Origin of the sequence: Acidovorax bellezanensis, assembly GCF_025421555.1 — a bacterium.
In the GTDB taxonomy this organism is placed as follows: Bacteria; Pseudomonadota; Gammaproteobacteria; order Burkholderiales; family Burkholderiaceae_C; genus Comamonas; species Comamonas bellezanensis.
Window position 1 is genome coordinate 468,118 of record NZ_JAODYH010000001.1, and the last position, 25,286, is coordinate 493,403.

A 25,286-nucleotide genomic window follows, 5' to 3' on the forward strand; every position below is an offset into this window, starting at 1 on the left:
AAGGGCGCGTCGGCAAATGACGCGCCCTGAACCAACAATCTAGGGCAACTGCGATGGTTGGGGCTCGATTGTAGGCAAAAAGCCCCGATTTCAAGCCGACCACCACCATCCCTTCCGGGGGATTGCGCCACTGCGACTGCATGGTGCACACGGGTCAATTCACTCAAGCACGCCCCTTTTCAGGGTGCGCACGGCTATTTCTCAGCGTGGCCTCTGGAAGGCCTGCGCCGCGGGCCGTCAAAGCCATAACAGGGCATTCTACCCAATGCGTCTGCCACAGCGGATAGGGGGCAAATACGCCGCGCCAGGGGATTAGCCCGGCGCAGCGGTCACAGGCCCATGGGGGCTCAGCGGACCGGGCGAATCAGCACATACTGCGCCCACTCGCCACGGCGCACCAGCAGATTGATGGGCTTGGTTTTATCGGCCTTGGCCAGCGCGGCTTCAAAGCTCTTGAGGCCGGTGACTTCGCTATTGGCCACGGCCAGCAGCACATCGCCTTCACGCAGGCCGGCACGCGCCGCCGCGCCCTCGGCCGACACCACGCGCACGCCGCCCTTGATCTTGAGCTCCTTCTTTTGCGCTTCGGTCAGCTCGGCCACGACCAGGCCCAGCTTCTGGGCTGCTGGCGATGCCTTGCCGGGCTTGTCTTCGGCGACGGCGGCAGCGGCCTGGGCCTTTTCATCGGGCTCGACTTCCGCGATGGCAATGCTCAGGTCGCGGTAGGCACCGCGGCGGAACACCGTGAGCTGGCTCTTGGTGCCGGGCTTGGTATTGCCCACCATGCGCGGCAGATCGCCAAACTTCTCAATCGTCTTGCCGTCGTAGCGCGTGATCACGTCACCCGGCTCGACCCCGGCCTTTTCGGCCGGCGAGCCCGCTTCCACGGCACTCACCAGCGCGCCCTGGGGCTTGCCCAGGCCGATGGACTCGGCCACGTCCTTGGTCACCTGGCCGATTTGCACGCCGATGCGCCCGCGCACGACCTTGCCCGTGGTGCGCAGCTGCTCGCTGACGCGGGTCGCTTCGTCGATGGGAATCGCAAAGGAGATGCCCATGAAGCCGCCCGAACGCGAATAGATCTGGCTGTTGATGCCGACCACTTCACCGCGCATGTTGATCAGCGGCCCGCCCGAGTTGCCGGGGTTGATCGCCACGTCGGTCTGGATGAATGGAATGTACTCGCCGGTGTCGCGCTGCTTGGCGCTGACGATGCCCGCCGTGACGGTGTTTTCCAGGCCGAAGGGCGAGCCGATGGCCATCACCCACTCGCCCACCTTGAGGCGGCTGACGTCGCCGACCTTCACCGCCGGCAGACCGGTGGCGTCGATCTTCACCACGGCCACGTCGGTGCGCTTGTCCGAGCCGACGATCTTGGCCTTGAATTCACGTTTATCGGTCAGCGTCACGATGACTTCGGACGCGCCTTCGACCACGTGCGCATTGGTCATCACGTAGCCGTCCGACGTCAGGATGAAGCCCGAGCCCACGCCGCGTGGCTGCTCTTCCTCGGGCTGCTGCTGCGGGCGCTGCTGGCGCGGTTGATTGGGAATGGGCAGGCCGAAACGCCGAAAGAACTCCAGCATGTCGTCGTCCATGCCGCTGGCAGTACCGCGGCTGGCGACTTTTTCCAAGGTCCGGATATTGACCACTGACGGCCCTACCTGCTCCACCAGCTCGGTGAAGTCGGGCAGGCCACGCACCGCCGAGGTTTGCGCATGCGCGGGAGTCACGGGGAGCAAGGCACCGACAGACATGGCCGTCATGACCGATGCCAGCACATAGGAACGGGTCGATTTCCAGGAGGGATGGGACATTCTCAGCCTTTCACAAATTCTTGATTCAACAACATCGTTTGGAAAACCAGAAACAGATTTGGTTCCCTGGATCATCGCGCGCAGACGCAAGCGCCAAAGCACCGGGCCCTGACAGGCACCGATGAACGCCATCATGCACGCATTGCGGCGCCGGTGCAGCCCCCCTGGGAGCGCCGCACCCAGGCCCCGCGTCAGGGCTGTGGCGCGGGCGCGGAAAAATTGGCGTTGCGCAGGAAGTTCGCGGGCATTTGCAAGGCCGCGGCGCTGCTGTACTGGCGCTGGGCGGCGAGCAGTTCGTCCAGGCGCGGATCACGCAGCATCACCGGTCCGCCGGCCTCGCCCTGCAGGGCCACCATGGTGGTCGCGGGAACGGATTGCACGGGCGCCCCGCCTTCAGCCAGTTGCATGCCGGCATCCACGCCGCTGCCGCCCATAGGCAGGGCCGTCCAGGCCAGCGCCGCCACAGCCACCACCGAAGCCAGTCCTGCGACCAGTTTCCAGCGGAACACGGCGCTGTTGGCGGCCCGGTCCGGCGCGGTCGGCCCGGCCGCAGCTACCTGGCTCAGCGGCGCCGGCGCAGGCCGCGGCTCCCTGGCCAACTGGGCGCGCACCCCCGACAGCACGTCGTGGCGCGCATGGTGGGCCAACTCGGGAGAGCGCAGCACGTCACCCACCAACTGGTACAGCTGCCAGGTCTGTCGGCCTTCACCGCTGTCGGCAAATGCCAGCGCCTGCGCCATGTCTTCGGGCGCAAGCTGTCCGTCGGCCAGTGCCGACAACTGTTCTCTTTGACTTTGGTTCAGATCTTCATTCATTGCCGTATCCCCACCGGATGCGCCTGCCGGGCGCTACCACTACCACCGCTTGCCCGTCTGGTTTTCCAGCATGGGCTTGACCCGCGCCGAAATCGCTTCACGTGCCCGAAAGATACGCGAACGCACCGTGCCTATGGGGCAAGCCATGGCCGAGGCGATTTCCTCGTAACTCAAGCCCTCGATTTCCCGCAAGGTCACCGCCTGCCGCAATTCCTCGGGCAAAGCCTCCATCGCGGCGTTCACCGCTTGCGCGATTTCCCGCGCCGCCAACACCGTTTCCGGTGTTTCGTCCGTGGTTAGTTCGTGTCCGAGGCGATAAGTTTCATCTTCCTCGTCCTGACTGTGCATCGCGGATTCGCTCACCACCGGGTTGCGCTTCATGTCCAGCAGCGCTTTCTTGGCCGTATTGACCGCGATCCGGTACAGCCAGGTGTAGAACTGGGCCTCGCCGCGGAACTGGTGCAGCGCCCGGTAGGCGCGGATGAAAGTTTCCTGGGCGATGTCCTGCACCTGGTCGGTGTCGCGCACCATGCGCGCGATCAAGCGCTCGATGCGGCGTTGGTACTTGATCACCAGCAGCTCAAAGGCCCGCTGGTCTCCGGCATTGGTGCGCTCCACCAACTGGAGATCGCTGTCGCTGGTGGAAGAAGGAGTCAAAGGGGGCTTCATGGAATCGTTCAAGGCCGCCCTAGTATCGCGCATGCCACATGCGCATTCGTGCGCTCACGCACTATCGGCCGCTCGGGCGCGCCAATATACCGCACGCCGCAGATCACCCCACAGCGCGGGCGCGCTGCTGCGCTGCAGCCACAGCCAGCGCTGTCCGCCCGCCGCCAGCGCCACGCCCAGCAGCATGAAGCCCTGCCCATCCCAGTGCAGGCGCGGCGCACCGGCCAGGGGCTGGGGCCGCAGCGCACTGTCCGTCTTGAGCCACCACTGGCTGCCATCCCATTCGAGCAGGCCGCCGGGCCAGCGCCGCCAGCAACGCAGCGCCCAGGCCGCCACCAGCACCCACAGCAGCAGGCCCAGAGCGCCAGACCGCAGCCCCGCGCCCGAGAACGCCCACAGCAGCAGCCCGCAGGCGCCCGCCAAGGCCACGGCCAGCAGACCCCAGCCCACGGCACGGGGCGGCCGCGCAAAGCCATAGACCAGGCGCGGCGGTGCCAGGCGGGTCATTGCGCAACGCTCCCCCGCTGTGCGTGGTCCGCTGCCGCCCGAGGGAGCGTTTTCACCGGCGATGAAAAAAAGCGCCGGCCCGCCGACACAGGGTCGGAGGAACGGCGCTTTGGCATCGTGCGACGGGTGAGAAGTCTCAGATTCGCTTGAAAATCAGCGAACCGTTGGTTCCACCGAAACCGAAGTTGTTCTTCAAGGCGATATCCATCTTCATGTCCCGTGCCGTGTTGGCACAGTAGTCAAGATCACACTCGGGATCCTGCGAGAAGATGTTGATCGTCGGCGGTACCTTTTGGTGGTACAGCGCGAGCACCGTGAATACGCTTTCAATACCGCCAGCACCGCCGAGCAGGTGACCGGTCATCGACTTGGTCGAACTCACAACCATGTTCTTGGCATGGTCTCCGAGGGCCGCCTTGATGGCATTGGTCTCGTTGAGGTCGCCCAGGGGCGTCGAGGTGCCGTGGGCATTGAGGTAATCCACCTGATCGGCGTTGATACCTGCATTGCGCATGGCGTTTTGCATGGCGCGGCGTGGGCCGTCCATGTTGGGCGCTGTCATATGACCGGCGTCGGCACTCATGCCGAAACCCGCCAATTCAGCGTAAATCTTGGCACCGCGGGCCTTGGCGTGTTCGTACTCTTCGAGCACCAACATGCCAGCACCCTCGCCCAGCACAAAACCGTCACGGTCCTTGTCCCAGGGGCGCGAAGCTGTCTTGGGATCGTCATTGCGCGTGGAAAGCGCGCGCATGGCGGCAAAGCCACCGACGCCCAGGGGCGACACTGTCGCTTCCGTGCCGCCGGCGATCGCCACATCGGCGTCGCCGTACTCGATCATGCGACCCGCTTCACCGATGCAATGCAGACCGGTGGTACATGCCGTGACCACTGCCAGATTCGGCCCCTTGAAGCCGAAACGCATGGACACATGACCGGCCACCATGTTGATGATGGACGCGGGCACGAAAAACGGCGTGATGCGGCGCGGGCCGCGACTTGCCAGTTCAATCTGGGTGTTTTCAATCAGGGGCAGGCCACCAATGCCCGAGCCCACCACGCACGCAATGCGCGTAGCGAGTTCTTCGGACAAGGCGTCGCCCGTAGGCAAGCCTGCATCCTGAACGGCTTGCGCCGCAGCCGCAATGCCATAGTGGATGAATGTGTCCATTCCCCGCGCATCCTTGGCGCTGAGATAGGACTCCAAATCAAACCCCTTGACCTCGCCTGCAATCTTGCAGGAAAAGTTCGACGTGTCGAACTTGGTGATGAGGTCAATTCCGGACTGGCCGGCCAAAATATTGGCCCAGGCATCCGCCACCGTGTTACCCACGGGGCTGATGCAACCCAGGCCGGTCACGACAACGCGACGACGGCTCATGCGTAAACTTTCTACTGAACGCTCGGTGCGCAGGCCTTAGGCCTTTTGGTGGGTATTGGCGTAATCGATGGCGTTTTGCACCGTCGTGATCTTCTCGGCGTCTTCGTCGGGAATCTCGATGCCAAACTCGTCTTCCAAAGCCATCACCAGTTCCACGGTGTCCAGCGAGTCTGCGCCCAGGTCAGCCACGAAGGCCTTTTCGCTGGTGACTTGAGACTCTTCCACGCCAAGTTGTTCGGCAATGATTTTTTTGACACGTGCTTCGATATCGCTCATGGTTTCCCTCTGGGGGTTGTGAATGAATCCGCGATTCTAGCTGCTTAGGGCAAAACCCCTGAGCAGCCTGCCGCTCGGACATACGGCGTTGACACTTGACAATTACATATACATGCCGCCATTGACATGCAGCTCTTGACCTGTTACATAGCCGGCGCCGGCGGATGCAAGATAGGCCACTGCATGGGCAATGTCGGACGGCTGACCCAGCTGACCCAGGGCGATCTGGGTTTGCAGGGCCTTGCGTTGCTCTTCTGGCAGCTGCGCGGTCATGTCGGTCTCAATGAAACCAGGGGCCACACAGTTGACGGTGATGTTGCGGCTGCCCAGCTCGCGCGCCAGGGCGCGCGACATGCCGGCCACACCGGCCTTGGCGGCCGCGTAGTTGGCCTGGCCCGGGTTGCCCGAGGCTCCGACCACGCTGGTGATCGAGATAATGCGGCCAAAGCGCTGCTTCATCATCGGACGAATGGCCGCGCGGCTGACGCGGAAGACCGCTTTCAGATTGGTGTCAATCACCGCATCCCAGTCGTCATCCTTCATGCGCATGGCGAGCTGGTCGCGGGTAATACCCGCGTTGTTGACCAGCACATGCAGGCCGCCCTGGGCCTTGACGATAGCGTCGACCAGGGCATCCACGGCCGCGCCGTCGGTGACGTTGAGGTTGACACCCCGGCAGCCAGGGAAGGCCGCCAGGGCCTCGCTGATGCGCTCGGCGCCGCTGTCGGAGGTGGCAGTACCGACGACCTGGTAGCCGCGACCGGCCAGTTCCAGGGCGATGGCGGCGCCAATGCCACGCGTGGCACCGGTCACGAGAGCAACTTGGGGTTTGGTTTCTGTCATGCGAGCAATTCTTTCACTTCGGCCAAGGTGGCCGGATCGTACAGGGCTGCGCCTGTGAGTTCAGCGTCGATGCGGCGGGTCAGGCCCGCCAGCACCTTGCCAGGGCCGCATTCGACCAGATGGGTCACGCCGCGGGCCTTGATGGCCTGCACGCACTCCACCCAGCGCACCGGACCGAAGGCCTGGCGGTACAAGGCTTCGCGGATCGCATCCGCTTCGGTCTGCACCACGACGTCGATGTTGTTGATGACGGGAATCCGTGGCGCCGCCAAGACGGTTTGCGCCAGGGCCTCGCGCAGCTTTTCGGCCGCGGGCTTCATCAGGCTGGAATGGAAGGGTGCCGACACCGGCAGCGGCAGAGCGCGCTTGGCGCCCGCGGCCTTCAAGGCTTCGCAGGCTTTTTCCACGGCCAGCTTGCTGCCGGCAATCACGGTTTGCGAAGGATCGTTGAAGTTCACGGCCTCGACGACTTCAGCGCCGCCCAGGCTGGCGGTCACTTCGGCGCAGCCGGCCGTCACCGTGGCAGCAGGAAGCCCCAGGATGGCCGCCATGGCGCCCGTACCCACGGGCACGGCCTCCTGCATGGCCTGGGCCCGCAGGCGCACCAGCGGCGCGGCCTGGGCCAGCGTCAGCACGCCCGAAGCCACCAGCGCCGAATACTCGCCCAGCGAGTGTCCGGCCAGGGCCGCGGGTTGGGCGCCGCCTTCGGCGCACCACACGCGCCATGCGGCCACCGCCGCCACCAGCATCACCGGCTGGGTGTTGGTGGTCATGGCCAGCGCTTCCTTGGGGCCTTCGTGGATCAGGCGCGCGAGGTCTTCACCCAGCGCGTCGGAAGCTTCGGCCAGCGTCTGGACGACCACGGGATGGTCTTGCCAGGCGTCCAGCATGCCCACGGATTGCGATCCCTGACCAGGAAAGACAAATGCAAATTTCTTCATGCTCACCGTCTTGCGTTGATTTTTTGATAAAGCGGCGCCCAGCGCCGCTGATGACTACAGCTTCAGCAGCACCGCGCCCCAGGTGAAGCCGCCGCCCACGCCTTCGAGCAGCAGGGTCTGGCCGGGCTTGATCTGGCCGCTGCGCACGCCGTGGTCCAGCGCCAGCGGAATCGATGCCGCCGACGTGTTGCCGTGCTGATCCACCGTGATGATGACCTTGTCCATGGAGAGCTTGAGCTTCTTGGCCGTGCTCTGCATGATGCGGATGTTCGCCTGGTGGGGAATCAACCAGTCGATGTCGGCTTCGCTCATGCCGGCCTTGTCCAGCGTCGCCCGCGCGGCCTTGTCCAGCACGCCCACGGCCAGCTTGAACACGGCCTGACCGTCCATCTTGAGCACGGGGTCGCCGATCACCTGGCCGCCCGAGACATTGCCCGGCACGCACAGGATGCCGCTGTGCTTGCCGTCGGCATGCAGGTCGCTGGCCAGGATGCCCGGCTGCTCCGATGCTTCGAGCACCACCGCGCCCGCGCCGTCGCCGAACAGCACGCAAGTCGTGCGGTCGTTGAAATCGAGGATGCGGCTGAAGACTTCGGCACCGATCACCAACGCGCACTTGGCCGTGCCGGTCTGGATCAGGGCGTCGGCCACGGTCAGCGCGTAGACAAAGCCGCTGCACACGGCCTGCACGTCAAAGGCCGGACAGCCGTTGGCGCCCAGCTTGTTCTGCAGGATGGCAGCCGACGAAGGGAACACCATGTCGGGCGTGGACGTGGCGACGATGATCAGGTCGACCTCGTCGGGGCGCCGGCCCGCGGCCTCAAGGGCCTTGCGCGCGGCTTCCAGACCCAGGTCGCTGCTGCAGACATCGGGTGCGGCGAAATGCCGGGCACGGATACCGGTGCGCTCCACGATCCACTCATCCGAGGTTTCAATACCGCGGGTGGCCAGCTCGGCTTGCAGGTCCTGGTTGGTGACTCGCCGAGGCGGCAGATAACTTCCGGTGCCGGTGATGCGGGAATAAATTCTCATCTGTTTCAAAGCTCAAGACGCCGACGCAGCAGGCGCCGGACTGGCAGGCGCTGCGGCCAACAATGGCGCTGCATGGGCAATCCGGGACTGAACACGTTCAAGCAAGTTATTGCAGGCCGCATCATACGCCCGGCTCAGCGCGTACTCGAAAGCAATCGCATCCGCCGATCCGTGGCTCTTGAAGACCAGGCCACGCAGGCCCAGCAGGGCCGCGCCGTTGTAGCGGCGGTGGTCCATGCGCTTCATCAGCGCCGACAGCACCGGATAGGCCACGACAGCAGCCATCTTGGTCCACAGGTTGCGCTTGAATTCCTGCTTGAGTCCGCCGGTGATCATCGAGGCCACGCCTTCGCTGGTCTTGAGCGCGACATTGCCGACGAAACCATCGCAGACCACGATATCGACCGTGCCCTTGAAGATGTCATTGCCTTCGACATTGCCGTAGAAGTTCAATTCACCGGCCTGACCGGCCTTGCGCAGCAATTCGCCCGTGCGCTTGATGATGTCGCTGCCCTTGATGGCTTCTTCGCCGATGTTGAGCAGGCCGACCGAGACGGCCGAGCCTTCCTGCAGCGCCGACACCAGGGCCGTGCCCATGAAGGCGAACTGCAGCATGTGCTCGGCCGTGCAATCCACATTGGCACCCAGATCGAGCACCGTGGTGGCCTGGCCTTTGCTGTTGGGGAGTTGGGCGGCGATGGCGGGGCGGTCTATGCCGTCCAGCGTCTTGAGCACGTAGCGGGCAATGGCCATCAGGGCGCCCGTGTTGCCGGCCGAAACGGCAGCGGCGGCAGCTCCAGCTTTGACCTGCTCAATGGCCACACGCATGGAAGAGTCTTTTTTGCGCCTCAGCGCGACTTCGACGGGGTCGTCCATACCGACCACTTCCGAAGCAGGGACCAGCGTGACGCGCGCATGCTGGAAGGACTCCAGGCTGTCGGGCTTGCCAACGAGCAGCAGGTGCGCGTCGGGATGTTTGTCGAGGAACTGACGGCACGCCGCGAGCGTGACGCGGGGGCCGTGATCGCCCCCCATGCAGTCAACAGCCAGTGTGATCATGGGCGACTTGCGGACCTGTTGCGAGGTCCCAAATGAAAAGTAATGCGTTCAAAAACACAAAAGCCCGCGCTACTTTTTTTGTAGCCGCGGGCCTTGTGGGAGCGGTCGAAGATCAGGCTTCGGACTTGTTCTTCAGCACCTGACGGCCACGGTAGACACCGGTGGGGCTGATGTGGTGGCGCAGATGGATTTCGCCGGTGGTGGGCTCAACTGCGATACCGGGCACATTCAGTGCATTGTGCGAACGGTGCATACCGCGCTTGGAGGGGGATTTTTTGTTTTGCTGAACAGCCATGATGGCTCCTGAGTCTTGAAGGGGTTGGTAAAAAACGCGATCAGCCCATTGAAGACACGAGGGGATTCGCGAGAAGCCTAAGAGTATAACGCAAACGTCTTCAAAGGGGAATTATTGGCCGGGTTACTTGCCCGGCTTGGTGATGCGCAGACTGGAAAGAGCGGCAAAAGGATTGGGCTTTTCGCTGTTGGCTTGCTCGAAATCCTCGTCGCTGGAGGCCAGCGGCACGACTTCAGGGCAGACGTCGTGCATGGGCACAACGGGTAACTCCATCAGCAGCTCATCCTCGAGCAGCTCACGCAAATTGAATTCGCGGCTCATCGCCAGCAAATCTTCTTCACTTTCATCGTCCAGTGCTTCCGCCGTGGCTTCATCGGCCACAAAGCGGAAAGACCGGTCGACATCCAAGGGAATGGCTGCCAGCGTCAGGCAACGCTGGCAGACCATGGGCAGGTCCACCTCGCCTTGCAGGTGCAGCCACACCTGGTCGGGCGCGCCGGCTTCGGCGCGTGTCTCACCCTGGGCCGCCCAGCGTACGTAGACACCATCGTGCGGACCCTGGGCTTCGAGCACCAGGCGATTGAATTGCGAGAGCGGGTCCTGGCTTTCGATGTGCGCCTGCGTTTGGGCAAACGCATTGACATCGAGCCGATCCGGGGAAAATTCCTTGGTCATGGCGGGCAGTGTAAGAGAATCAGCCCATGCTTGAATCCCCTTCTTCCTCGAAACCTTTGAACCAGCGTCCTTTGATCCTGGGCTCGACCTCGCGCTACCGCCGTGAGTTGCTGGAGCGCCTGGGCCTCACGTTTGCCACGGTACCCCCCGAAGTCGACGAGACCCCGGCCCCGGGCGAAGCCCCGCGCGCACTGGCGCTGCGCCTGGCCGAAGCCAAGGCCCGCGCCGTGGCCGCGCTGCACCCCGAAGCCGTGGTCATTGGCTCCGACCAGGTCGCCGACCTGGCCGGCCAGCCCCTGGGCAAGCCCCTGACCCATGAGCGGGCCGTGCTGCAGCTGCGCGCCATGCGCGGCCAGACCGTGCTGTTCGAAACCGCGGTCTGCGTGACCTGCCAGGCCAGCGGCTTCGTGCAGACCGAGCTGGCCACTGTGGAAGTGCAGTTCCGCGACCTGGACGACGACGAAATCGAGCGCTACCTGCGCGCCGAACAGCCCTACGACTGCGCGGGCAGCGCCAAGAGCGAAGGCTTAGGCATCAGCCTGCTGACCCACATCCTCAACGACGACCCCACGGCATTGATCGGCCTGCCGCTGATCCGCACGGCCAAACTGCTGCGCGCTGCCGGACTGCGACTGCCATGAGCCAAGCATCCTCCCCCCAACGCGGCACCCTGTACCTGGTGCCCGCACCGCTGGACTTCGGCTGCGACAGCCAGGCCGCGCTGACCGATGTACTGCCCGAAGCCACGCTGCTGCGGGCCGCGGGCCTGACGCACTGGATCTGCGAGAGCGCCAAGAGCACGCGCGCCTACCTCAAGCGCGTCGGCGAACTGCACCCGCTGGCCGCCACGCTGCAGGAGCAATCCATCGTCGAGCTGCCGCGCGAAGCCCACAAGAAGGGCGACCATGGCGACAAGGGCAGCGCGGTGTTCGACGCCAAGCCCCTGCTGGCGCCGGCGCTTGCCGGCCATGACATGGGCCTGGTCAGCGAAGCCGGCATGCCGGCCGTCGCCGACCCGGGCAGCTCCATCGTGCGCGCCGCGCATGACCTGGGCCTGGCCGTGGTGCCGCTGGTCGGCCCGGTGTCCCTGCTGCTGACGCTGGCCGCCAGCGGCCTCAACGGCCAGAACTTCGCTTTCGTCGGCTACCTGCCCCAGGACAGCGCCGCGCGCACCCAGCGCATACGCGAGCTCGAAGCCCTGGCGCTGCGCCAAGGCCAGACCCAGCTGTTCATCGAGACGCCTTACCGCAATCCCGCGCTGTGGCAGGCCTTGCTGCAGACCTTGCAGCCCAACAGCCGCCTGGCCCTGGCCGCCGGACTGACCCTGGCCACGGCCCGCATCGAAAGCCGGCTGGTGCGCGACTGGAAACGCCTGCCCGTGCCGGCCGACAACCGCACGCCGGTAGTGTTCGCACTCGGACGCTGAGGCGCGCGGAAAAACCCTATCGCTATCATTGCGCGCAGTCGCAAGGCGCTGACGCCAGGCGACCGGGCTCGTGCCCTGTCCAAGCCACCCCCTGTTTACGGAGTCTTCATGGACGCTGGTACCTGGTTCATACAACGCAATGCCTGGCAGGTCATGGCCCTGGGGTTGGTCTTTTTCGGCGCCCTGTATTGCCTGGGCGGCTGGGGCATGTCGGCGCTGACGCGCACGCTGGCCCGCCTGGGCATGGGCCGGCCGCTGGACACCCGCCCGCTCAAACCCGACCAGCTGCGGCGCGAATGGCGCCAGTCCTTTCACTCGGTGCTGGTATTCGGCCTGGGGACCATCGTGCCCTGGGGTTTCCTGCAACTGGGCTGGGCGCATCTGACGCCCACGGCCAGCGCCGGCCGCATTGCGCTGGAAATCTTCGTGCTGCTGATCTGGAACGATGTGCACTTCTGGATCAACCACCGCCTGCTGCACACCCGCCGGCTGGTGCGCTTTCACGGCGACCACCACCGCTCCGTGGTCACCACGCCCTGGTCCACCTACAGCTTTCACCCGATCGAAGCCATGATGCTGGGCAACATCATCCTGCTGCCCATGCTGGTGCATGACTTCTATTTCTGGTCGCTGGCCAGCGTGCCGGTGCTGAGCCTGCTGCTCAACGTGATCGGCCACGCCAACTACGACTTCTTTCCCCGCGTCTCCAACGAGCACCCGCTGGCCGCCAGCCGGCGCCACCACCTGCACCACGCCCGCCCGGCCGGCAACTACGGTTTTGCGCTGGCCTTCATGGACAAGATCATGCGCACCCAGGTCAAGACCGCGCCGGTCCAGGCGCCTCAGGCACCGCACAGCGCGCACTGAATGCCGTCCTGCCCTCGCCTGCGCCGCTGGCGTGACTGGCAATCCCTGGCCTATATGCTGGGGCTGCCGCTCGTCGTGGGGTGGCAATGGACCCACGGTTTCCATTGGCTGCTCTATGGGATCACCCTGTTCTTGACGCTGGGCGTAGGCGTCATTCACCACAACCACACCCATGTGCGCATGTGGCGGGGACGCTGGGCCAACCGCTTCACGGATTACTGGCTCACCCTGCTGCAAGGCCACCCCACGTTTGTGTTCTGGCCCGCCCATGTCGCCAACCACCATCGCTTCCAGCATGGGCCGCGCGACATCGCCCGCACCTACCGGCCCGAGTTCGGCGGCGACACCAACCACCTCTGGGGCTATCTGATCCATCCGCTGCAGGCGGCCCTGGTGCTGTACCCCTTGTTCCTGCGCTGGCTGAACCGGCTGCGCCAGCATTCGCCGGGCGCGTTTCGCTACTGCATGGGTCAGTACCTGCTGTGGCTGGGCAGCTGGGTCTTCTTTCTGGCGCTGGATTGGCAAAAGGCGCTGATCTTCATCATCGTTCCCCAGTTGCACGGCTTGCACTGGCTGCTGGCCACCAACTATCTGCAGCACGCGCATGCCGACGGCCGGCCCTTGAGCCGGGCGCAGCGCAATACGCCCGATACTCCGCTGAACTACGCGCGCAATTTCGAAGGCTGGGTCAATCCCCTGCTCTTCAACATCGGCCTGCACACCGCCCACCACGAACACCCCCACGCCCACTGGTCGCAGCTGGCCCGACTGCATGCCGAGCACTACCGCCAGCGGGTGGATCCGGCCCTGAACGAGGGCGGCCTGCTGCCCTATATGGGACGCGTGTTCGTGCTCGGCCTGGTCTGGCCTGCAGCAAGAACCCGCCCGCAAATGCCCTCGGACGCCATCCAATAACCAGAGAACCTATGCCTGTTGCCTATTCCAACGTCTACCTTCAATCTGCCGGCATGTTCCTGCCCGGCGCTCCGGTGGACAACGCCGGCATGGATGCGTTTGTCGCGCCGCTCAACCGCATCTCCGAGCGCCTCAAACGCCGCATCCTGGCCGAAAACGGCATCCTGAGCCGCCACTACGCCATCGATGGCGCGGGCGACACCGTTTTCAGCAACGCGCAAATGGCGGCGGGCGCCATCCAGGCGACGCTGGCGGATGCGGGCCGCACGCTGGCCGACATCGGCTTTCTGTCCAGCGGCTCCTCGGGCGGCGATGCCTTGATGCCGGGCTTTGCCAGCATGATCCAGGGCGAGATGGCCGCGCCCCCCATGGAGACCCTGTCGGTGCACGGTGTGTGCGCCGCCAGCGTAGGCGCCATGCAGGCCGCCGCCATGGCGGTGGAAAGCGGCGCGCACCGCCTGGCCTTGTCGGTGGCCAGCGAAATGCCGTCCCGCCTGTTCAAGCGCTCGCGTTTTGCCGCCCAGGGCTACAACACGGACTTCGACGCCCACTTTCTGCGCTGGATGCTGTCCGACGGCGCGGGCGCCGTGCTGCTGGGCGGCCCCAAGGCCTTGCCCCAAGCCAACGGCCTGCAACTGCGACTCAAGTGGACCCATTTGCGCAGCTTCGCGGGCGACTACCCGGTGTGCATGCAGCTGGGCATGACGGCCGACCGCGGCAAGAGCCACCTGGACTTTCCGGCCTGGGCCGATGCCGAAGCCGCTGGAGCGCTGTCCTTGCGCCAGGACATCCGCCTGCTGCCGCATTTGTTCGACGTCTGCATCCACGAATACGCCGACCTGGCCCACAAGGGCTGGGTGCCCGAGCGCGGCATCGACCATTTCCTGTGCCACTACTCTTCCGAGCGCTTCATTCCCGTGGTCGACGACCTGCTGAGCAAGGCCCAGCTATCGATCCCGCGCGAGCGCTGGTGGAGCAATCTGGCCTGGCGCGGCAATACCGGCGCGGCCTCGATCTTCATCATGCTGTCGGAATTTCTGCAGCAAAAGGGATCCGCCCTCAAGGCCGGCGACACCGTGCTGTGCTTCATCCCCGAGTCCGGCCGCTTCACCGCAGGCTACATGCTGTGGGAAGCCGCGGCGGCCGCTGCCGTGCCGGAGACCCAGGCCGCTGGCGCCCCCGCCTATCCGCGCCAGGGCGCGCAAGCCAGCCAGCCCATTCCCGATGACGCCCTGCCCGATGTCGCCACCATCGCGCCGCCGCACGACCCGGCCGCGGCGCCCAAGACCCTGGCGCCGCTGCTGACCGAGCTGGCCAGCATCTGGCAGGACTACCGCTCGAATGTCTGGCGCACGCCGCTGCTGCACCGCATACGTACGCGCCAATTGCACACGGCCGACTATGTGCGCTGGATGAGCCACTGGATTCCCCAGGTGCGCGAAGGCAGCCTGTGGATGCGTGAAGGCGCGGCCTCGCTGACCGGCGACTACGCGGCGCTGGCGTCGCTGATCGACCTGCATGCGGGCGAGGAACAGAACGACTTCAAGATCCTGCACAACGACTATCTCCTGGCCGGCGGCACGCAAACCGACATCGGCCAGTTGCGCCGCAACCCCGGTGGCGAAGCGCTCAATGCCTATCTACACAGCCTGGCCGCGACGCCCAACCCGATCGGCCTGCTGGGCGCGATCTACATCATCGAAGGCACGGGCCAACGCATCGTGCCCAGCCTGCTGCCGCTGCTGCGCGCCGCCCTGCCCCTGCCGCCCGAGGCCTTCCGCTTCCTCGAATACCACGGCGCCAACGACGAGCACCACCTGGACCGCTGGCTGATGGCGGTGCAGATGGCGCTGGAACTCGACAGCACCGGCACGGCCCAGCAAGCCATATTGCAGACCGCACGCCATACGGCGGCCATGTATCTGATGCAGTTCCAGCATGTCATCCCCGAACAATAAGGACCCGCGCATGAAGAACGAATACACCGATCACGCCTGGGACGAGCGCGACCCCAGCCCCTGGCTGGCGTTGTACCTGGACCAGAGCACGCCCCTGCCCGATGAAGTGAAAGCCGCCTGGCTGCGCGACTGCAGCAGCTCCTCGCGCCAGTTCTTCCTGCCGCTGGTGCGGCCCATGGCACGCGTGTCGATGATCCTCATCCAGCTGCTCAAGATCTTCCTGCCCAAGCGCTGGTCGCATTCCATGCTGCTGCACCGGCTGCTGGCCTTGAGCATGAACCGCTTTGTCTCACCCGAGGCCAACTGGCTGATCATGCGGCACTTCCACCTGGGCTCCCAGGTGCTGGCCTTCGTGGCCGCCAATGCGCCCGTGGCGGTCACGGCCACGCCGCTCACGCCCATGGTGATCGACGACGTCAAGGACGAGCTGTTCCTGCGCCATGACCTGAACCTGTTCAACTTCGTGATTCGCCTGAACAAGGCCCTGCGCACGGAAAACAAGGAATTGCTGCCCGTGCCCGAGCCGGATTTCTCCATGCTGCGCCAGCCGGACCTGCGCCTGGAGGACATGCCGCGCGGCAAGCTCAACCTGCTGGACCTGCAAAGCGCCATCGAGATCTACACCCCGGTCTACCAGTTGCTGCTGACCGACAACGACTTCTGGCGCGCGAGCAACTCGCTGCAGCTCGACGAGACCGTGGCCATCTACTGCGCCAAGATCCTGGCCTCGCCCGAGCACCTGGTGCTGCTCAACAACAAGCACCCGCTGGTGCCCATGACCACGCTGTACGCGGCTTACCGCCTGGTGCTGCACGGGCTGTCGTCGGAAATGCTGCATTCGCTGCTGATGCGCATGGCGCGCGGCGAGATCCCGGTGCCGGCCCGGGAGCTGGCCAAGATGCACAAGGCAGCCGAGGCGGTGGCAGCCGAGGAGTCACTGGCGCCCTGAAACCTTGGTCAGGCTCAGGGTGGACGGGGGAAAACCGTCGTCCTGGGCCTGCCTGCGCGGTCCGCTCAGCGCAATACGGGCAGCGATGACCGCAAGGTCTGCATCGCGCCACCGCCCACGGCCGCGCCAAAGCGCTTGGCCAGGCGTTCGGCCACGTTGTCGCGGCGCGTGTAGTCGATGACTTCCTCGGCCTTGACGACTTCGCGCGCCACATAGTCCAGGGTACCGAGCTTGTCGGCCAGGCCCATTTCCACGGCCTGCTGGCCGGTCCAGAACAGGCCGCTGAACGTATCGGGCGTGACCTTCAGGCGCTCACCGCGGCCGGTCTTGACGGCGGTAATGAACTGCTGGTGGATCTGGTCCAGCATGCTCAAGGCATGTTCGCGCTGGCTTTCGCTCATCGGGCTGAAGGGATCGAGAAAGCCCTTGTTCGCTCCGGCCGTCAGCAGCCGGCGCTCGACGCCCACTTTTTCCATCACGCCGGTGAAGCCGAAACCGTCCATCAGCACGCCAATGCTGCCGACGATGCTAGCCTTGTCGACAAAGATGTCGTCAGCCGCGGCCGCAATGTAATAGGCCGCCGACGCGCAGGTCTCTTCGACCACCGCGTAGACGGGCTTGCTGTGCTTGGCCTTGAGGCGCACGATTTCATCGTAGATGATGCCGGCCTGCACCGGGCTGCCGCCAGGGGAGTTGATCAGCAGCACCACGGCACGCGAACCCGAATCTTCGAAAGCGCTGCGCATGGCCGCGACCACGAATTCGGCGCTGGCATCCGCCCCCGAGGCAATTTCCCCCTTGATGTCGACCACGGCCGTGTGCGGGCCGCTGGCCGCGGTGGTCGTTGCGTCACGCCCGAACAGCAGCCAGATCGCGAGCAGCAGCACCGCCACCCAGGCCAGGCGGCCGAACAGCCGCCATTGGCGGGCAGCGCGCTGCTCGCGGATGCCGGCCATGACCAGGTTTTCCAGCACCTCGCGCTCCCAGCCTGGCGCCTTCGCGGACGCGGACGGCGACACCGGCGGCACAGGCGGAGGCTGCGGGTGCTCGGACTGCGGGCGAGCCCACAAGTCAGGCGCGGCGGGATGGACAGGTTCGGAGCCTGGGGCTCCAGGAGGCAATGGGGTGGTCATGTCAGGGCTCGACAGGGTGCAGGTTGTTGGCAGTATGCCAGCGCACCACGCCCTGATCTTCCGACAGTGTGATTTTCACCAATCCGCCGCGACATGGCCCGCCCACGCAGGCGCCGGTGTCGGGCGCATAAAAGGCCCCATGGGTGGCACACATCAGCCAGCGGCCTTCGTCGTCGAACACCCGGTTGGGCAGGTAGTCGAGCTCCATGGGAATGTGGGTGCAGCGGTTCAGATAGGCCTGGACACGGCCTTCAAAACGCACGGCAAACGCCCGGCAGGCCTCGCCGGCGTAGACCACGTCGAAAGGCACGGCCTCGCCGCCTTCCAGCAGTTCGTCGCTACGGCACAGGACTACCGATGACATCGCTGCCTCAACCGTTGGCCAGCAGCCACTGGTGCAGACCGGCCACCGTGTCGGCCACGTACAGCGGCTGCAGCTCGGCGAAGCCATCCGTGGCATGGGCACCATAGGACACGCCCACGCTGGCACAGCCGGCGTTGCGCGCCATCTGCAAATCGTGGGTGGTGTCGCCAATCATCAGCACCCGCTCGGGTTCCACGCCGAACTCGGCCATCAGCTCCTGCAGCATCAAGGGATGGGGCTTGCCCGCCGTCTCGTCCGCCGTACGCGAACCATCGAACAGGCCCTTGATCTCGACCATGGCCAGCACCTCGTTGAGGCCGCGCCGGCTCTTGCCCGTGGCCACCGTCAGCAGATGGCCGCCTTCGCGCAGCGATTCGAGCATGGGCACGACGCCGTCGAACAGGCTCAGATCGTTCTGGTGCTGCAGATAGTGGTAGCGGTAGCGGTTGCCCAGCTCGGGGTATTTTGCCTGCGGCACGTCGGGCGCGGCATGGGCCAGGGCCTGCATCAAGGCCATGCCGATCACATAGGAGGCCGCTTCCTTCGTCGGCACCTGGCCGCCCACGTCGCGCACCGCTTCCTGGATGCTCTTGGTGATCGCCGCCGTGGAGTCATACAAAGTGCCGTCCCAGTCGAAAGCGATCAGGTCAAAGCGGCGGGAAGAAGCAATAGTCATGAAAAATCCGTCAGGAATCAAGAAAGACAGGCAACAGGCATTCAGGCGACAAAGTCGGCCAGCTCGGCGGGCAGCTCACAGCGCAGTTCCACCCGCTCGCCCAGCGCCGGATGGTTGAACTGCAGGCGCCAGGCGTGCAGGAACATGCGTTTGAGCCCGTGCTTCTGCACCCGGCGGTTGAGGTCGAAATCACCATATTTGTCGTCGCCGACAATGCCATGACCCTGGGAAGACAGGTGTACGCGGATCTGGTGCGTGCGCCCGGTCTTGATGGTGACTTCCAGCAGACTCATCGCCGGCAGGCCTTGCAGGGGGCGCGCGGCGATCTGCGTGCGCACCTTGACCAGCGTCACCGAGCGCATGCCGTCGGGATCGTCGGCCGTGGTCACGCGCACCCGGCGCTCGCCGTCGGGCAGCAGGTATTTGTGCAGCGGCGTGTCTATGACTTTCTTGTTGGCCGGCCAACTGCCCTGAACCAGGGCCAGATAAGTCTTGCCAGTCTCCCTATCGCGAAACTGGTCTTGCAGGCCGGTGAGCGCCGAACGCTTCTTGGCGACCAGCAAGATACCCGAGGTTTCCCTATCCAGGCGGTGCACCAGTTCCAGGAATTTGGCCGCGGGACGGGCCTGTCGCAGTTGTTCGATGACGCCAAAACTGACCCCGCTGCCGCCATGCACGGCGACGCCCGCGGGCTTGTCGATGGCCAGCACATGATCGTCTTCGAGCAGGATGGGAAACTCACGCGCCGGCGCCGGGTGGGCGGCCTTTTCGGCCACTTTCTCAGAGACGCGCACAGGAGGAAGCCGCACGCTGTCGCCTTCGGCCACGCGCGTGTCGGCGCTCACCCGACCCTTGTTGATGCGCACTTCGCCGCTGCGAATAATGCGATAGACATGGGTTTTTGGCACGCCTTTGAGATGACGAATCAGGAAGTTGTCGAGCCGCTGGCCAGCCGAATCGGCGTCGACTGCGATGAGGCGTGCAGCGGGGGCTGCAGCAATTTGGGCTCGGTCCATCGCCGGTTTGCCCTCTATAATGTGTTTCACCTGCGCAATACTAGTGTAAGTGGTTGATTTGCATGGAGTTTAGTCCACCCAGCCATTTCCCGCTGCGCAGGCAGGTCGATGCCAGCCGGTGTCGCACACGCAGATTGCAGGCCAGATGCCTGTATTGCCTGTGCCGCATTGGGCAATCTGACGAATTGAAACACTGATACGGAATCTCAAAGTTGGCAGCTTTCGGCGAACCAAAGCGTTCGCACCTGCCAACGGATCAAAGCGAGCATGTGGATCTTTTGGGCATGGATGGTCTTTCTGGGACGGAGGTCTTCACCTCCGCGCTGGACCGACCGTGCTCTCAAGCCCCCCGCTTCTCTCGCGCTGCCGCTCTCACGCCTTCGCATGAAGCTGCGCGCACGTCTACTCGCGCCCATCCACACGCCTTTGCCCCCTTTGCCGACATAAAGATGGTCAGCAACACGCGGCATTTCCGGCCATTCCTTTTCGTTTCAATGCGTCAGTCAGGCATCATCGGCTCCGATAGAGCCCGTCTTTGATTGAGAGTCAAAGGCGAGTCGATCCAACAGCGAATCGCTGCCGATCGGCCCGCCTACATAACGAATAAAGGAAACGCATCATGAAACGGATGCTTATCAACGCTACGCAGCCTGAAGAACGCCGCCTGGCCATCGTCGACGGCCAGAAGCTGCTCGACTACGAGATCGAAATTGAAGGCCGCGAACAGCGCAAGGGCAACATCTACAAAGCCGTCGTGACCCGCGTCGAGCCTTCGCTCGAAGCCTGCTTTGTGGACTACGGCGAAGACCGCCACGGCTTCCTGCCGTTCAAGGAAATTTCCCGCCAGTACTTCGCCGAAGGCGTTGCACCCAGCCAGGCTCGCATCAACGATGTGATCCGCGAAGGCCAGGAAATGCTGGTTCAGGTCGAAAAGGAAGAACGCGGCAACAAGGGCGCAGCCCTCACGACCTTCGTCTCCCTGGCTGGCCGCTATGTCGTGCTGATGCCCAACAACCCCCGCGGTGGTGGCGTTTCGCGTCGCATCGAAGGCGAAGACCGGGCCGAACTCAAGGAAGCGATGGACCAGCTCGAATACCCCAAGGGTATGAGCATCATCGCGCGCACTGCCGGCATCGGCCGCAGCGCACCTGAACTGCAGTGGGACTTGAACTACCTGCTCAAGCTGTGGAGCGCCATCGACGGCGCCGCCAAGGGTGGCAAGGGCGCTTTCCTGATCTATCAGGAATCGAGCCTGGTGATTCGCGCCATCCGCGACTACTTCAACAACGACATCGGTGACATCCTCATCGATACCGACGACATCTACGAACAAGCCCAGCAGTTCATGGCCCACGTGATGCCCGAGCACACTGCCCGGGTCAAGCGCTACCGTGACGACGCGCCGCTGTTCAGCCGCTTCCAGATCGAGCACCAGATCGAATCGGCCTACTCGCGCACCGTGACCCTGCCTTCGGGCGGCGCCGTGGTGATCGACCACACCGAAGCCCTGGTCTCGGTGGACGTGAACTCGGCCCGCGCCATCAAGGGCGGCGACATCGAGGAAACGGCCACGCGCACCAACCTCGAAGCCGCCGACGAAGTGGCCCGCCAGATGCGCCTGCGCGATCTGGGTGGCCTGATCGTGATCGACTTCATCGACATGGAAGAGTCGAAGAACCGCCGCGAAGTGGAAAACCGCCTGCGCGACGCGCTGCGCCAGGACCGTGCCCGCGTGCAGTTCGGCAGCATCAGCAAGTTCGGCCTGATGGAAATGAGCCGCCAGCGCCTCAAGCCCGCGCTGTCCGAAGGTGCCCACATCAACTGCCCACGTTGCGGCGGCTCCGGCCATATCCGCGACACGGAAAGCTCGGCACTGCAAATCCTGCGTATCATCCAGGAAGAGTCCATGAAGGACAACACGGCCGCCGTGCACTGCCAGGTGCCCGTGGAAGTGGCTTCCTTCCTGCTCAATGAAAAGCGCACCGAGATCGCCAAGATCGAACTCAAGCAACGCGTGTCGGTGCTGATGGTGCCCAACAAGTCGCTGGAAACGCCGCACTACAAGCTCGAGCGCCTCAAGCACGACGATCCACGCCTGGAAAACCTCGAGGCCAGCTACAAGCAGGTCGAGGAAGTCGAAGCCAACACCGCCGTGACGCGCCGCTCGCAAGAGCCGACCAACAAGCAGACGCCCGTCATCAAGGGTGTGTTGCGCGATACGCCCGCTCCCGCGGCCGAAGCCCGTCCGGAAGTGGCGCCCCGCCCCACCGCCGCTGCGCGCCCTGCGCCGGCAGCCCCGGCCGCCGCACGCCCTGCAGCCCGCCCGGCCGCAGCACGCGAGCAAGGCTTTTTTGCCTGGCTCAAGAACCTGCTCGGTTTTGGCACCCCGCCAGCACCGGTCGCAGCCACACCCGCAGCCCCCGAAACGCCTGCAGCACGTGAAGCCCGCGAAGCGCGCCGCGACGGCCGCTCCGGCGAGAACCGCGGTCGCCGCGGCGAGGGCCGCACCGGTGAACGCAACGGCCCACGTGAAGGTGGCCGCGAAGGCGGACGTGACGGCAACCGTGAAGGTGGCCGTGACGCCAACCGCGAAGGCGGTCGTGACGGCGCCGGTGAAGGCCGTGGCCGCCGCGGTGAGCGCTCTGCCGAAGGCCGCAATGGCCGCGACAGCGAACGCCGCAACGACCGCCCTGAAGGCGAACGCAATGCCCGTCCCGAAGGCGAGCGCAATGCCCGCCCTGAAGGCGAGCGCAATCGCGGCCGTGGTGAACGCGGCGAGCGTGGTGAGCGCCAGGAACGCCGTGACGGCGAACAGCGCCAGCCGCTGGACGCATCGGCCCAGGTGGCACAGGCTGCGGTCGGTAGCAACGAAGTCTCCCTGGACGCCGACGGCCGCGCCGAACGTGCACCCCGCCGCGAGCGTGGTGAACGTGGCGATCGCCCTGAAGGCAGCGGTCGCCGCGAACGCGGTGAACGTGGTGAGCGCCGCGAACGCGCTCCCCGCCCAGCGGACGCACCCGTGGCCGATGGCCAGCCTGAGGAAGTGAATGCTGCAGCCCAGCAGGAACAAGCCCAGGTCGAAGGCGAGAACGCCCAGGCACCGACCGCTGAAGGCGAACCCCGTCAGCGCCGCTCACGCGACCGCTACGGCCGTGACCGCCGCGAGCGTGGCGAGCGTCCAGCCCGTGACGCCGCTGGTCAGCCCGCGTTCGAAGCCACCCAGCCGCCCGCCGAAGATGCCCAGGCCTTTGTGCCTGAAGCCTCGGAAGCCGAACCGGCCCGCCGCAGCTACTTCAGCGCAGCCGCTGCAGAAGCAGGCGCAGCGCCTGTAGCCGCAGCACCTGTTGCCGCAGCGCCCGTCGCCGCAGCACCGGCTCCAGTCGCCGCACCGGTCGCAGCCCCCGTGGCCGCAGCTCCAGTGGCAGCGCCTGTCGCAGCACCGGCTGCCGCAGCTCCCGTGGCCGTCGCTCCAGTGGCAGCACCTGCTGCACCTGTCGCTGCTCCCGCGGCTGCAGCCCCCGTGCTGGCACCTGTCGCCATCGTTGCGCCAGTCGCAGCACCTGCCCCGGTGGCAGCACCTGCTCCAGTGGCCGCGCCCGCCGTCGCCAGCCTGCCCCTGGTCGAGCACTTTGCTCTGCCCCTGGACACGCTGCATGGCATTGCCCAGGCCTCCGGTCTGCAATGGGTGAACTCGGACGCCAGCAAGATTGCTGCCGTCCAGGCCGCCATCGCCGCTGAACCCGCACCTGTGCGCGTGCCACGCGAGCGTCCCGCTCCGGTGGTGATCGATGCCGGCCCGCTGGTGCTGGTCGAAACCCGCCGTGACCTGCGCGAGATGCCGCTGCCGTTCGAGCAGTCCGACAACGCTTGAATGCGCTGAAACCAGGGGCCTTCGGGCCCCTGGTTGTTTCTGGACCCTGTTTCCCTCTTATTTCGACACTGTCCATGCTGTTGCTGCTGTCCCCCGCGAAATCCCTGGATTACGCCTCCCCCCTGCCTCCGGGCCTGAAACACACCCTGCCCCCCTTCATCCATCAATCCGCGCAGCTGATCGACGTGCTGCGCACGCAGACGCCCCAGTCGCTGGCCAGCCTGATGAGCCTCAGCGACAAGCTCGCCGCGCTCAATGTGGCGCGATACGCCGCCTGGAGCCCCGAATTCACGGCCGAGAATGCCCGCCAGGCGCTGTTCGCCTTCAACGGCGACGTCTACGAAGGCCTGCAAGCCGGCACGCTGTCTGCGCCGGACATTGCCTGGGCCCAGGAGCACCTGGCCATGCTCAGCGGCCTGTACGGCGTGCTGCGCCCGCTCGACCGCATGCAGCCCTACCGCCTGGAAATGGGCACGCGCCTGGCCACGCCGGCCGGCAGCAACCTCTATGCCTTCTGGGGCACACAGATTGCCGAGCACATCAACCAGCGCCTGCAGGAACGCAGCGACCCCGTAGTCATCAACCTGGCTTCGCAGGAATACTTCAAGTCGGTGGATCGCAAGCACCTGCAGGCCCGCGTGGTCGAATGCGTATTCGAGGACTACAAGGCCGGCAAGTACAAGATCATCAGCTTCCACGCCAAGCGCGCGCGCGGGCTGATGGCCCGCTACGCCGTGCAGCAGCGCCTGACCCGGCCTGCACAGTTGCAAGGCTTTGACGCCCAGGGCTATGCTTTTGCCGACGCGGCTTCGTCGCCCGACCGACTGGTGTTTCGCCGCAAGACCGACTAACCTGAGGGGTCACGCGCCGCGACAGCGTTCCCGGCCTTGTTCCCTCTGTCGCATCCTGATTGCCATGCCCCACTCTGGCTCCCCATCATCGACAGCGCAAGCCAGCTTCGCGGCCAGCGCCACCCCGCAACTGCAGCAATGGATTGACCAGCAGCGCCTGGCCGGTGTGCAGGACGGCGCCCTGCTCACCGCCATGGTCGCCGCCGGCTGGAACACCGACGTCGCCCGCCTGGCCTTGCTGCCCGCCACAACGCATGACGCGGCCGTCGCGCTGCCCGAACCGGATCTCGCGGGCGAGCCTTGCGCCATCGATGTCGGCGACCGCCAGGTGCCGGTGCTGATGGCCATGACCGCGCCGCGTGTGGTGCTGTTCGGCCAGATCCTGACCGATGCCGAATGCGCGGCTATCATCGCCGCTGCCCGGCCCCGGCTGTCGCGCTCGCTCACGGTGGAAACCACTTCGGGCGGCGAAGAAATCAATGCCGACCGCACCAGCGACGGCATGTTCTTCCAGCGCGGCGAAATCCCCCTGGTGCAGCAGCTCGAAGAGCGCATTGCCCGGCTGCTGAACTGGCCGCTGGAAAACGGCGAAGGCCTGCAAGTGCTGCGCTACGGGCCAGGCGCCGAGTACAAGCCCCACCACGACTATTTCGATCCGGCCGAACCCGGCACGCCCAGCATCCTGCGCCGCGGTGGCCAGCGCGTGGGCACGCTGCTGATCTACCTCAACGAGCCCGAGCGCGGCGGCGCGACGGTGTTTCCCGAAGTACCGCTGCAAGTCGTGCCCCAGCGCGGCCATGCGGTGTTTTTCAGCTATGACCGCCCGCACCCCGCCACGCGCACGCTGCACGGCGGCGCACCGGTGATCCGGGGCGAGAAATGGATTGCCACCAAATGGCTGCGCCAAGGGCGCTTTGACTGAATTGAACTGAATCTGGCGGCGCGCCCTG

General features: G+C 65.2%; 25 protein-coding genes. 9 read left to right on the plus strand and 16 right to left on the minus strand.

Annotated elements, in window-relative coordinates; genetic code table 11:
• Positions 1-347 precede the first annotated feature (347 nt).
• The 12 genes from N0K08_RS02125 to N0K08_RS02180 form a co-directional block, all read right to left on the minus strand.
• The gene (locus N0K08_RS02125; protein WP_261498337.1) at positions 348-1,817 is read right to left on the minus strand and encodes a DegQ family serine endoprotease; all 1,470 of its coding nucleotides are present in this window, start codon (positions 1,815-1,817) and stop codon (positions 348-350) included.
• Between the two features lie 191 nt (positions 1,818-2,008).
• Positions 2,009-2,632, minus strand: a complete 624-nt coding sequence (locus N0K08_RS02130) for a sigma-E factor negative regulatory protein (protein ID WP_261498338.1) — start codon at positions 2,630-2,632, stop codon at positions 2,009-2,011.
• A gap of 39 nt (positions 2,633-2,671) precedes the next feature.
• The gene (gene rpoE, locus N0K08_RS02135) at positions 2,672-3,301 is read right to left on the minus strand and encodes an RNA polymerase sigma factor RpoE (protein WP_261498339.1); all 630 of its coding nucleotides are present in this window, start codon (positions 3,299-3,301) and stop codon (positions 2,672-2,674) included.
• Positions 3,302-3,355: 54 nt separating this feature from the next.
• The gene (locus tag N0K08_RS02140) at positions 3,356-3,808 is read right to left on the minus strand and encodes a hypothetical protein (protein ID WP_261498340.1); all 453 of its coding nucleotides are present in this window, start codon (positions 3,806-3,808) and stop codon (positions 3,356-3,358) included.
• Between the two features lie 136 nt (positions 3,809-3,944).
• Positions 3,945-5,189, minus strand: coding sequence for a beta-ketoacyl-ACP synthase II (gene fabF / locus N0K08_RS02145; RefSeq protein ID WP_261498341.1), 1,245 nt, complete (start codon positions 5,187-5,189; stop codon positions 3,945-3,947).
• A gap of 36 nt (positions 5,190-5,225) precedes the next feature.
• A complete protein-coding gene (gene acpP / locus N0K08_RS02150) occupies positions 5,226-5,465 on the minus strand; it encodes an acyl carrier protein (protein ID WP_048441207.1) in 240 nt (79 codons plus the stop codon).
• 102 nt (positions 5,466-5,567) lie between these two features.
• Positions 5,568-6,308, minus strand: a complete 741-nt coding sequence (gene fabG / locus N0K08_RS02155) for a 3-oxoacyl-ACP reductase FabG (protein WP_261498342.1) — start codon at positions 6,306-6,308, stop codon at positions 5,568-5,570.
• Positions 6,305-7,249 carry an ACP S-malonyltransferase gene (fabD, locus tag N0K08_RS02160; RefSeq protein WP_261498343.1) on the minus strand — a complete coding sequence of 315 codons (945 nt, stop codon included), beginning with the start codon at positions 7,247-7,249 and terminating at the stop codon, positions 6,305-6,307. Before fabD ends, fabG begins: the two co-directional genes overlap by 4 nt.
• Positions 7,250-7,303: 54 nt before the next feature.
• A complete protein-coding gene (locus N0K08_RS02165) occupies positions 7,304-8,281 on the minus strand; it encodes a beta-ketoacyl-ACP synthase III (RefSeq protein WP_261498344.1) in 978 nt (325 codons plus the stop codon).
• Between the two features lie 12 nt (positions 8,282-8,293).
• The gene (plsX, locus tag N0K08_RS02170) at positions 8,294-9,340 is read right to left on the minus strand and encodes a phosphate acyltransferase PlsX (protein WP_261498345.1); all 1,047 of its coding nucleotides are present in this window, start codon (positions 9,338-9,340) and stop codon (positions 8,294-8,296) included.
• A 112-nt stretch (positions 9,341-9,452) separates the two neighbouring features.
• The gene (rpmF, locus tag N0K08_RS02175; RefSeq protein ID WP_261498346.1) at positions 9,453-9,635 is read right to left on the minus strand and encodes a 50S ribosomal protein L32; all 183 of its coding nucleotides are present in this window, start codon (positions 9,633-9,635) and stop codon (positions 9,453-9,455) included.
• Positions 9,636-9,758: 123 nt separating this feature from the next.
• Positions 9,759-10,310, minus strand: coding sequence for a YceD family protein (locus tag N0K08_RS02180; RefSeq protein WP_261498347.1), 552 nt, complete (start codon positions 10,308-10,310; stop codon positions 9,759-9,761).
• A 26-nt stretch (positions 10,311-10,336) separates the two neighbouring features.
• Here N0K08_RS02180 and N0K08_RS02185 point away from each other — a divergent pair, with 26 nt between their 5' ends.
• The 6 genes from N0K08_RS02185 (at position 10,337) to N0K08_RS02210 (ending at position 16,425) form a co-directional block, all read left to right on the plus strand.
• Positions 10,337-10,951: a Maf family nucleotide pyrophosphatase gene (locus N0K08_RS02185; RefSeq protein WP_261498348.1), complete on the plus strand. Its 615-nt coding sequence runs from the start codon at positions 10,337-10,339 to the stop codon at positions 10,949-10,951.
• Positions 10,948-11,736, plus strand: a complete 789-nt coding sequence (locus N0K08_RS02190) for an SAM-dependent methyltransferase (protein ID WP_261498349.1) — start codon at positions 10,948-10,950, stop codon at positions 11,734-11,736. The genes N0K08_RS02185 and N0K08_RS02190 overlap by 4 nt, the downstream gene beginning before the upstream one ends.
• Positions 11,737-11,844: 108 nt before the next feature.
• Positions 11,845-12,603, plus strand: coding sequence for a sterol desaturase family protein (locus N0K08_RS02195; protein ID WP_261498350.1), 759 nt, complete (start codon positions 11,845-11,847; stop codon positions 12,601-12,603).
• Positions 12,604-13,518: a fatty acid desaturase family protein gene (locus tag N0K08_RS02200; protein ID WP_261498351.1), complete on the plus strand. Its 915-nt coding sequence runs from the start codon at positions 12,604-12,606 to the stop codon at positions 13,516-13,518.
• 11 nt (positions 13,519-13,529) lie between these two features.
• Positions 13,530-15,476 carry a beta-ketoacyl-ACP synthase III gene (locus N0K08_RS02205; protein ID WP_261498352.1) on the plus strand — a complete coding sequence of 649 codons (1,947 nt, stop codon included), beginning with the start codon at positions 13,530-13,532 and terminating at the stop codon, positions 15,474-15,476.
• 10 nt (positions 15,477-15,486) lie between these two features.
• Positions 15,487-16,425, plus strand: coding sequence for a DUF6999 family protein (locus N0K08_RS02210; protein ID WP_261498353.1), 939 nt, complete (start codon positions 15,487-15,489; stop codon positions 16,423-16,425).
• A 65-nt stretch (positions 16,426-16,490) separates the two neighbouring features.
• Here N0K08_RS02210 and N0K08_RS02215 read toward each other — a convergent pair whose 3' ends face one another.
• From N0K08_RS02215 to N0K08_RS02230, 4 genes are read right to left on the minus strand one after another with little or no spacing between them, the layout of a single operon-like run.
• Complete coding sequence (locus N0K08_RS02215; protein WP_261498354.1) at positions 16,491-17,558, minus strand: S49 family peptidase; 1,068 nt, start codon at positions 17,556-17,558, stop codon at positions 16,491-16,493.
• A 1-nt stretch (position 17,559) separates the two neighbouring features.
• Complete coding sequence (locus N0K08_RS02220) at positions 17,560-17,922, minus strand: Rieske (2Fe-2S) protein (protein ID WP_261498355.1); 363 nt, start codon at positions 17,920-17,922, stop codon at positions 17,560-17,562.
• Between the two features lie 7 nt (positions 17,923-17,929).
• Positions 17,930-18,598: an HAD family hydrolase gene (locus N0K08_RS02225; protein ID WP_261498356.1), complete on the minus strand. Its 669-nt coding sequence runs from the start codon at positions 18,596-18,598 to the stop codon at positions 17,930-17,932.
• A gap of 41 nt (positions 18,599-18,639) precedes the next feature.
• Positions 18,640-19,644, minus strand: a complete 1,005-nt coding sequence (locus tag N0K08_RS02230) for an RluA family pseudouridine synthase (protein ID WP_261498357.1) — start codon at positions 19,642-19,644, stop codon at positions 18,640-18,642.
• Between the two features lie 589 nt (positions 19,645-20,233).
• On the opposite strand from N0K08_RS02230, the gene N0K08_RS02235 reads away from it, so the two are divergent.
• From N0K08_RS02235 to N0K08_RS02245, 3 genes are all read left to right on the plus strand, one after another.
• Positions 20,234-23,485, plus strand: a complete 3,252-nt coding sequence (locus N0K08_RS02235; protein ID WP_261498358.1) for an Rne/Rng family ribonuclease — start codon at positions 20,234-20,236, stop codon at positions 23,483-23,485.
• Between the two features lie 74 nt (positions 23,486-23,559).
• Complete coding sequence (gene yaaA, locus N0K08_RS02240; protein ID WP_261498359.1) at positions 23,560-24,336, plus strand: peroxide stress protein YaaA; 777 nt, start codon at positions 23,560-23,562, stop codon at positions 24,334-24,336.
• Between the two features lie 64 nt (positions 24,337-24,400).
• On the plus strand, positions 24,401-25,258 hold the full coding sequence (locus N0K08_RS02245; RefSeq protein WP_261498360.1) for a 2OG-Fe(II) oxygenase: 858 nt from the start codon (positions 24,401-24,403) through the stop codon (positions 25,256-25,258).
• Positions 25,259-25,286 lie beyond the last annotated feature (28 nt).

Excerpts from the sequence above, each read along its gene's own strand:
- N0K08_RS02225 (WP_261498356.1), bottom strand. The coding sequence starts at position 18,598 with ATGACTATTGCTTCTTCCCGCCGCTTTGACCTGATCGCTTTCGACTGG.
- rpoE (WP_261498339.1), bottom strand. The coding sequence starts at position 3,301 with ATGAAGCCCCCTTTGACTCCTTCTTCCACCAGCGACAGCGATCTCCAG.
- N0K08_RS02205 (WP_261498352.1), top strand. The coding sequence starts at position 13,530 with ATGCCTGTTGCCTATTCCAACGTCTACCTTCAATCTGCCGGCATGTTC.
- N0K08_RS02220 (WP_261498355.1), bottom strand. The coding sequence starts at position 17,922 with ATGTCATCGGTAGTCCTGTGCCGTAGCGACGAACTGCTGGAAGGCGGC.
- yaaA (WP_261498359.1), top strand. The coding sequence starts at position 23,560 with ATGCTGTTGCTGCTGTCCCCCGCGAAATCCCTGGATTACGCCTCCCCC.
- N0K08_RS02210 (WP_261498353.1), top strand. The coding sequence starts at position 15,487 with ATGAAGAACGAATACACCGATCACGCCTGGGACGAGCGCGACCCCAGC.
- N0K08_RS02200 (WP_261498351.1), top strand. The coding sequence starts at position 12,604 with ATGCCGTCCTGCCCTCGCCTGCGCCGCTGGCGTGACTGGCAATCCCTG.
- plsX (WP_261498345.1), bottom strand. The coding sequence starts at position 9,340 with ATGATCACACTGGCTGTTGACTGCATGGGGGGCGATCACGGCCCCCGC.
- fabG (WP_261498342.1), bottom strand. The coding sequence starts at position 6,308 with ATGACAGAAACCAAACCCCAAGTTGCTCTCGTGACCGGTGCCACGCGT.
- N0K08_RS02130 (WP_261498338.1), bottom strand. The coding sequence starts at position 2,632 with ATGAATGAAGATCTGAACCAAAGTCAAAGAGAACAGTTGTCGGCACTG.
- N0K08_RS02190 (WP_261498349.1), top strand. The coding sequence starts at position 10,948 with ATGAGCCAAGCATCCTCCCCCCAACGCGGCACCCTGTACCTGGTGCCC.
- N0K08_RS02215 (WP_261498354.1), bottom strand. The coding sequence starts at position 17,558 with ATGACCACCCCATTGCCTCCTGGAGCCCCAGGCTCCGAACCTGTCCAT.
- N0K08_RS02140 (WP_261498340.1), bottom strand. The coding sequence starts at position 3,808 with ATGACCCGCCTGGCACCGCCGCGCCTGGTCTATGGCTTTGCGCGGCCG.
- fabD (WP_261498343.1), bottom strand. The coding sequence starts at position 7,249 with ATGAAGAAATTTGCATTTGTCTTTCCTGGTCAGGGATCGCAATCCGTG.
- fabF (WP_261498341.1), bottom strand. The coding sequence starts at position 5,189 with ATGAGCCGTCGTCGCGTTGTCGTGACCGGCCTGGGTTGCATCAGCCCC.
- N0K08_RS02180 (WP_261498347.1), bottom strand. The coding sequence starts at position 10,310 with ATGACCAAGGAATTTTCCCCGGATCGGCTCGATGTCAATGCGTTTGCC.
- acpP (WP_048441207.1), bottom strand. The coding sequence starts at position 5,465 with ATGAGCGATATCGAAGCACGTGTCAAAAAAATCATTGCCGAACAACTT.
- N0K08_RS02185 (WP_261498348.1), top strand. The coding sequence starts at position 10,337 with ATGCTTGAATCCCCTTCTTCCTCGAAACCTTTGAACCAGCGTCCTTTG.
- N0K08_RS02195 (WP_261498350.1), top strand. The coding sequence starts at position 11,845 with ATGGACGCTGGTACCTGGTTCATACAACGCAATGCCTGGCAGGTCATG.
- N0K08_RS02245 (WP_261498360.1), top strand. The coding sequence starts at position 24,401 with ATGCCCCACTCTGGCTCCCCATCATCGACAGCGCAAGCCAGCTTCGCG.
- rpmF (WP_261498346.1), bottom strand. The coding sequence starts at position 9,635 with ATGGCTGTTCAGCAAAACAAAAAATCCCCCTCCAAGCGCGGTATGCAC.
- N0K08_RS02235 (WP_261498358.1), top strand. The coding sequence starts at position 20,234 with ATGAAACGGATGCTTATCAACGCTACGCAGCCTGAAGAACGCCGCCTG.
- N0K08_RS02165 (WP_261498344.1), bottom strand. The coding sequence starts at position 8,281 with ATGAGAATTTATTCCCGCATCACCGGCACCGGAAGTTATCTGCCGCCT.
- N0K08_RS02125 (WP_261498337.1), bottom strand. The coding sequence starts at position 1,817 with ATGTCCCATCCCTCCTGGAAATCGACCCGTTCCTATGTGCTGGCATCG.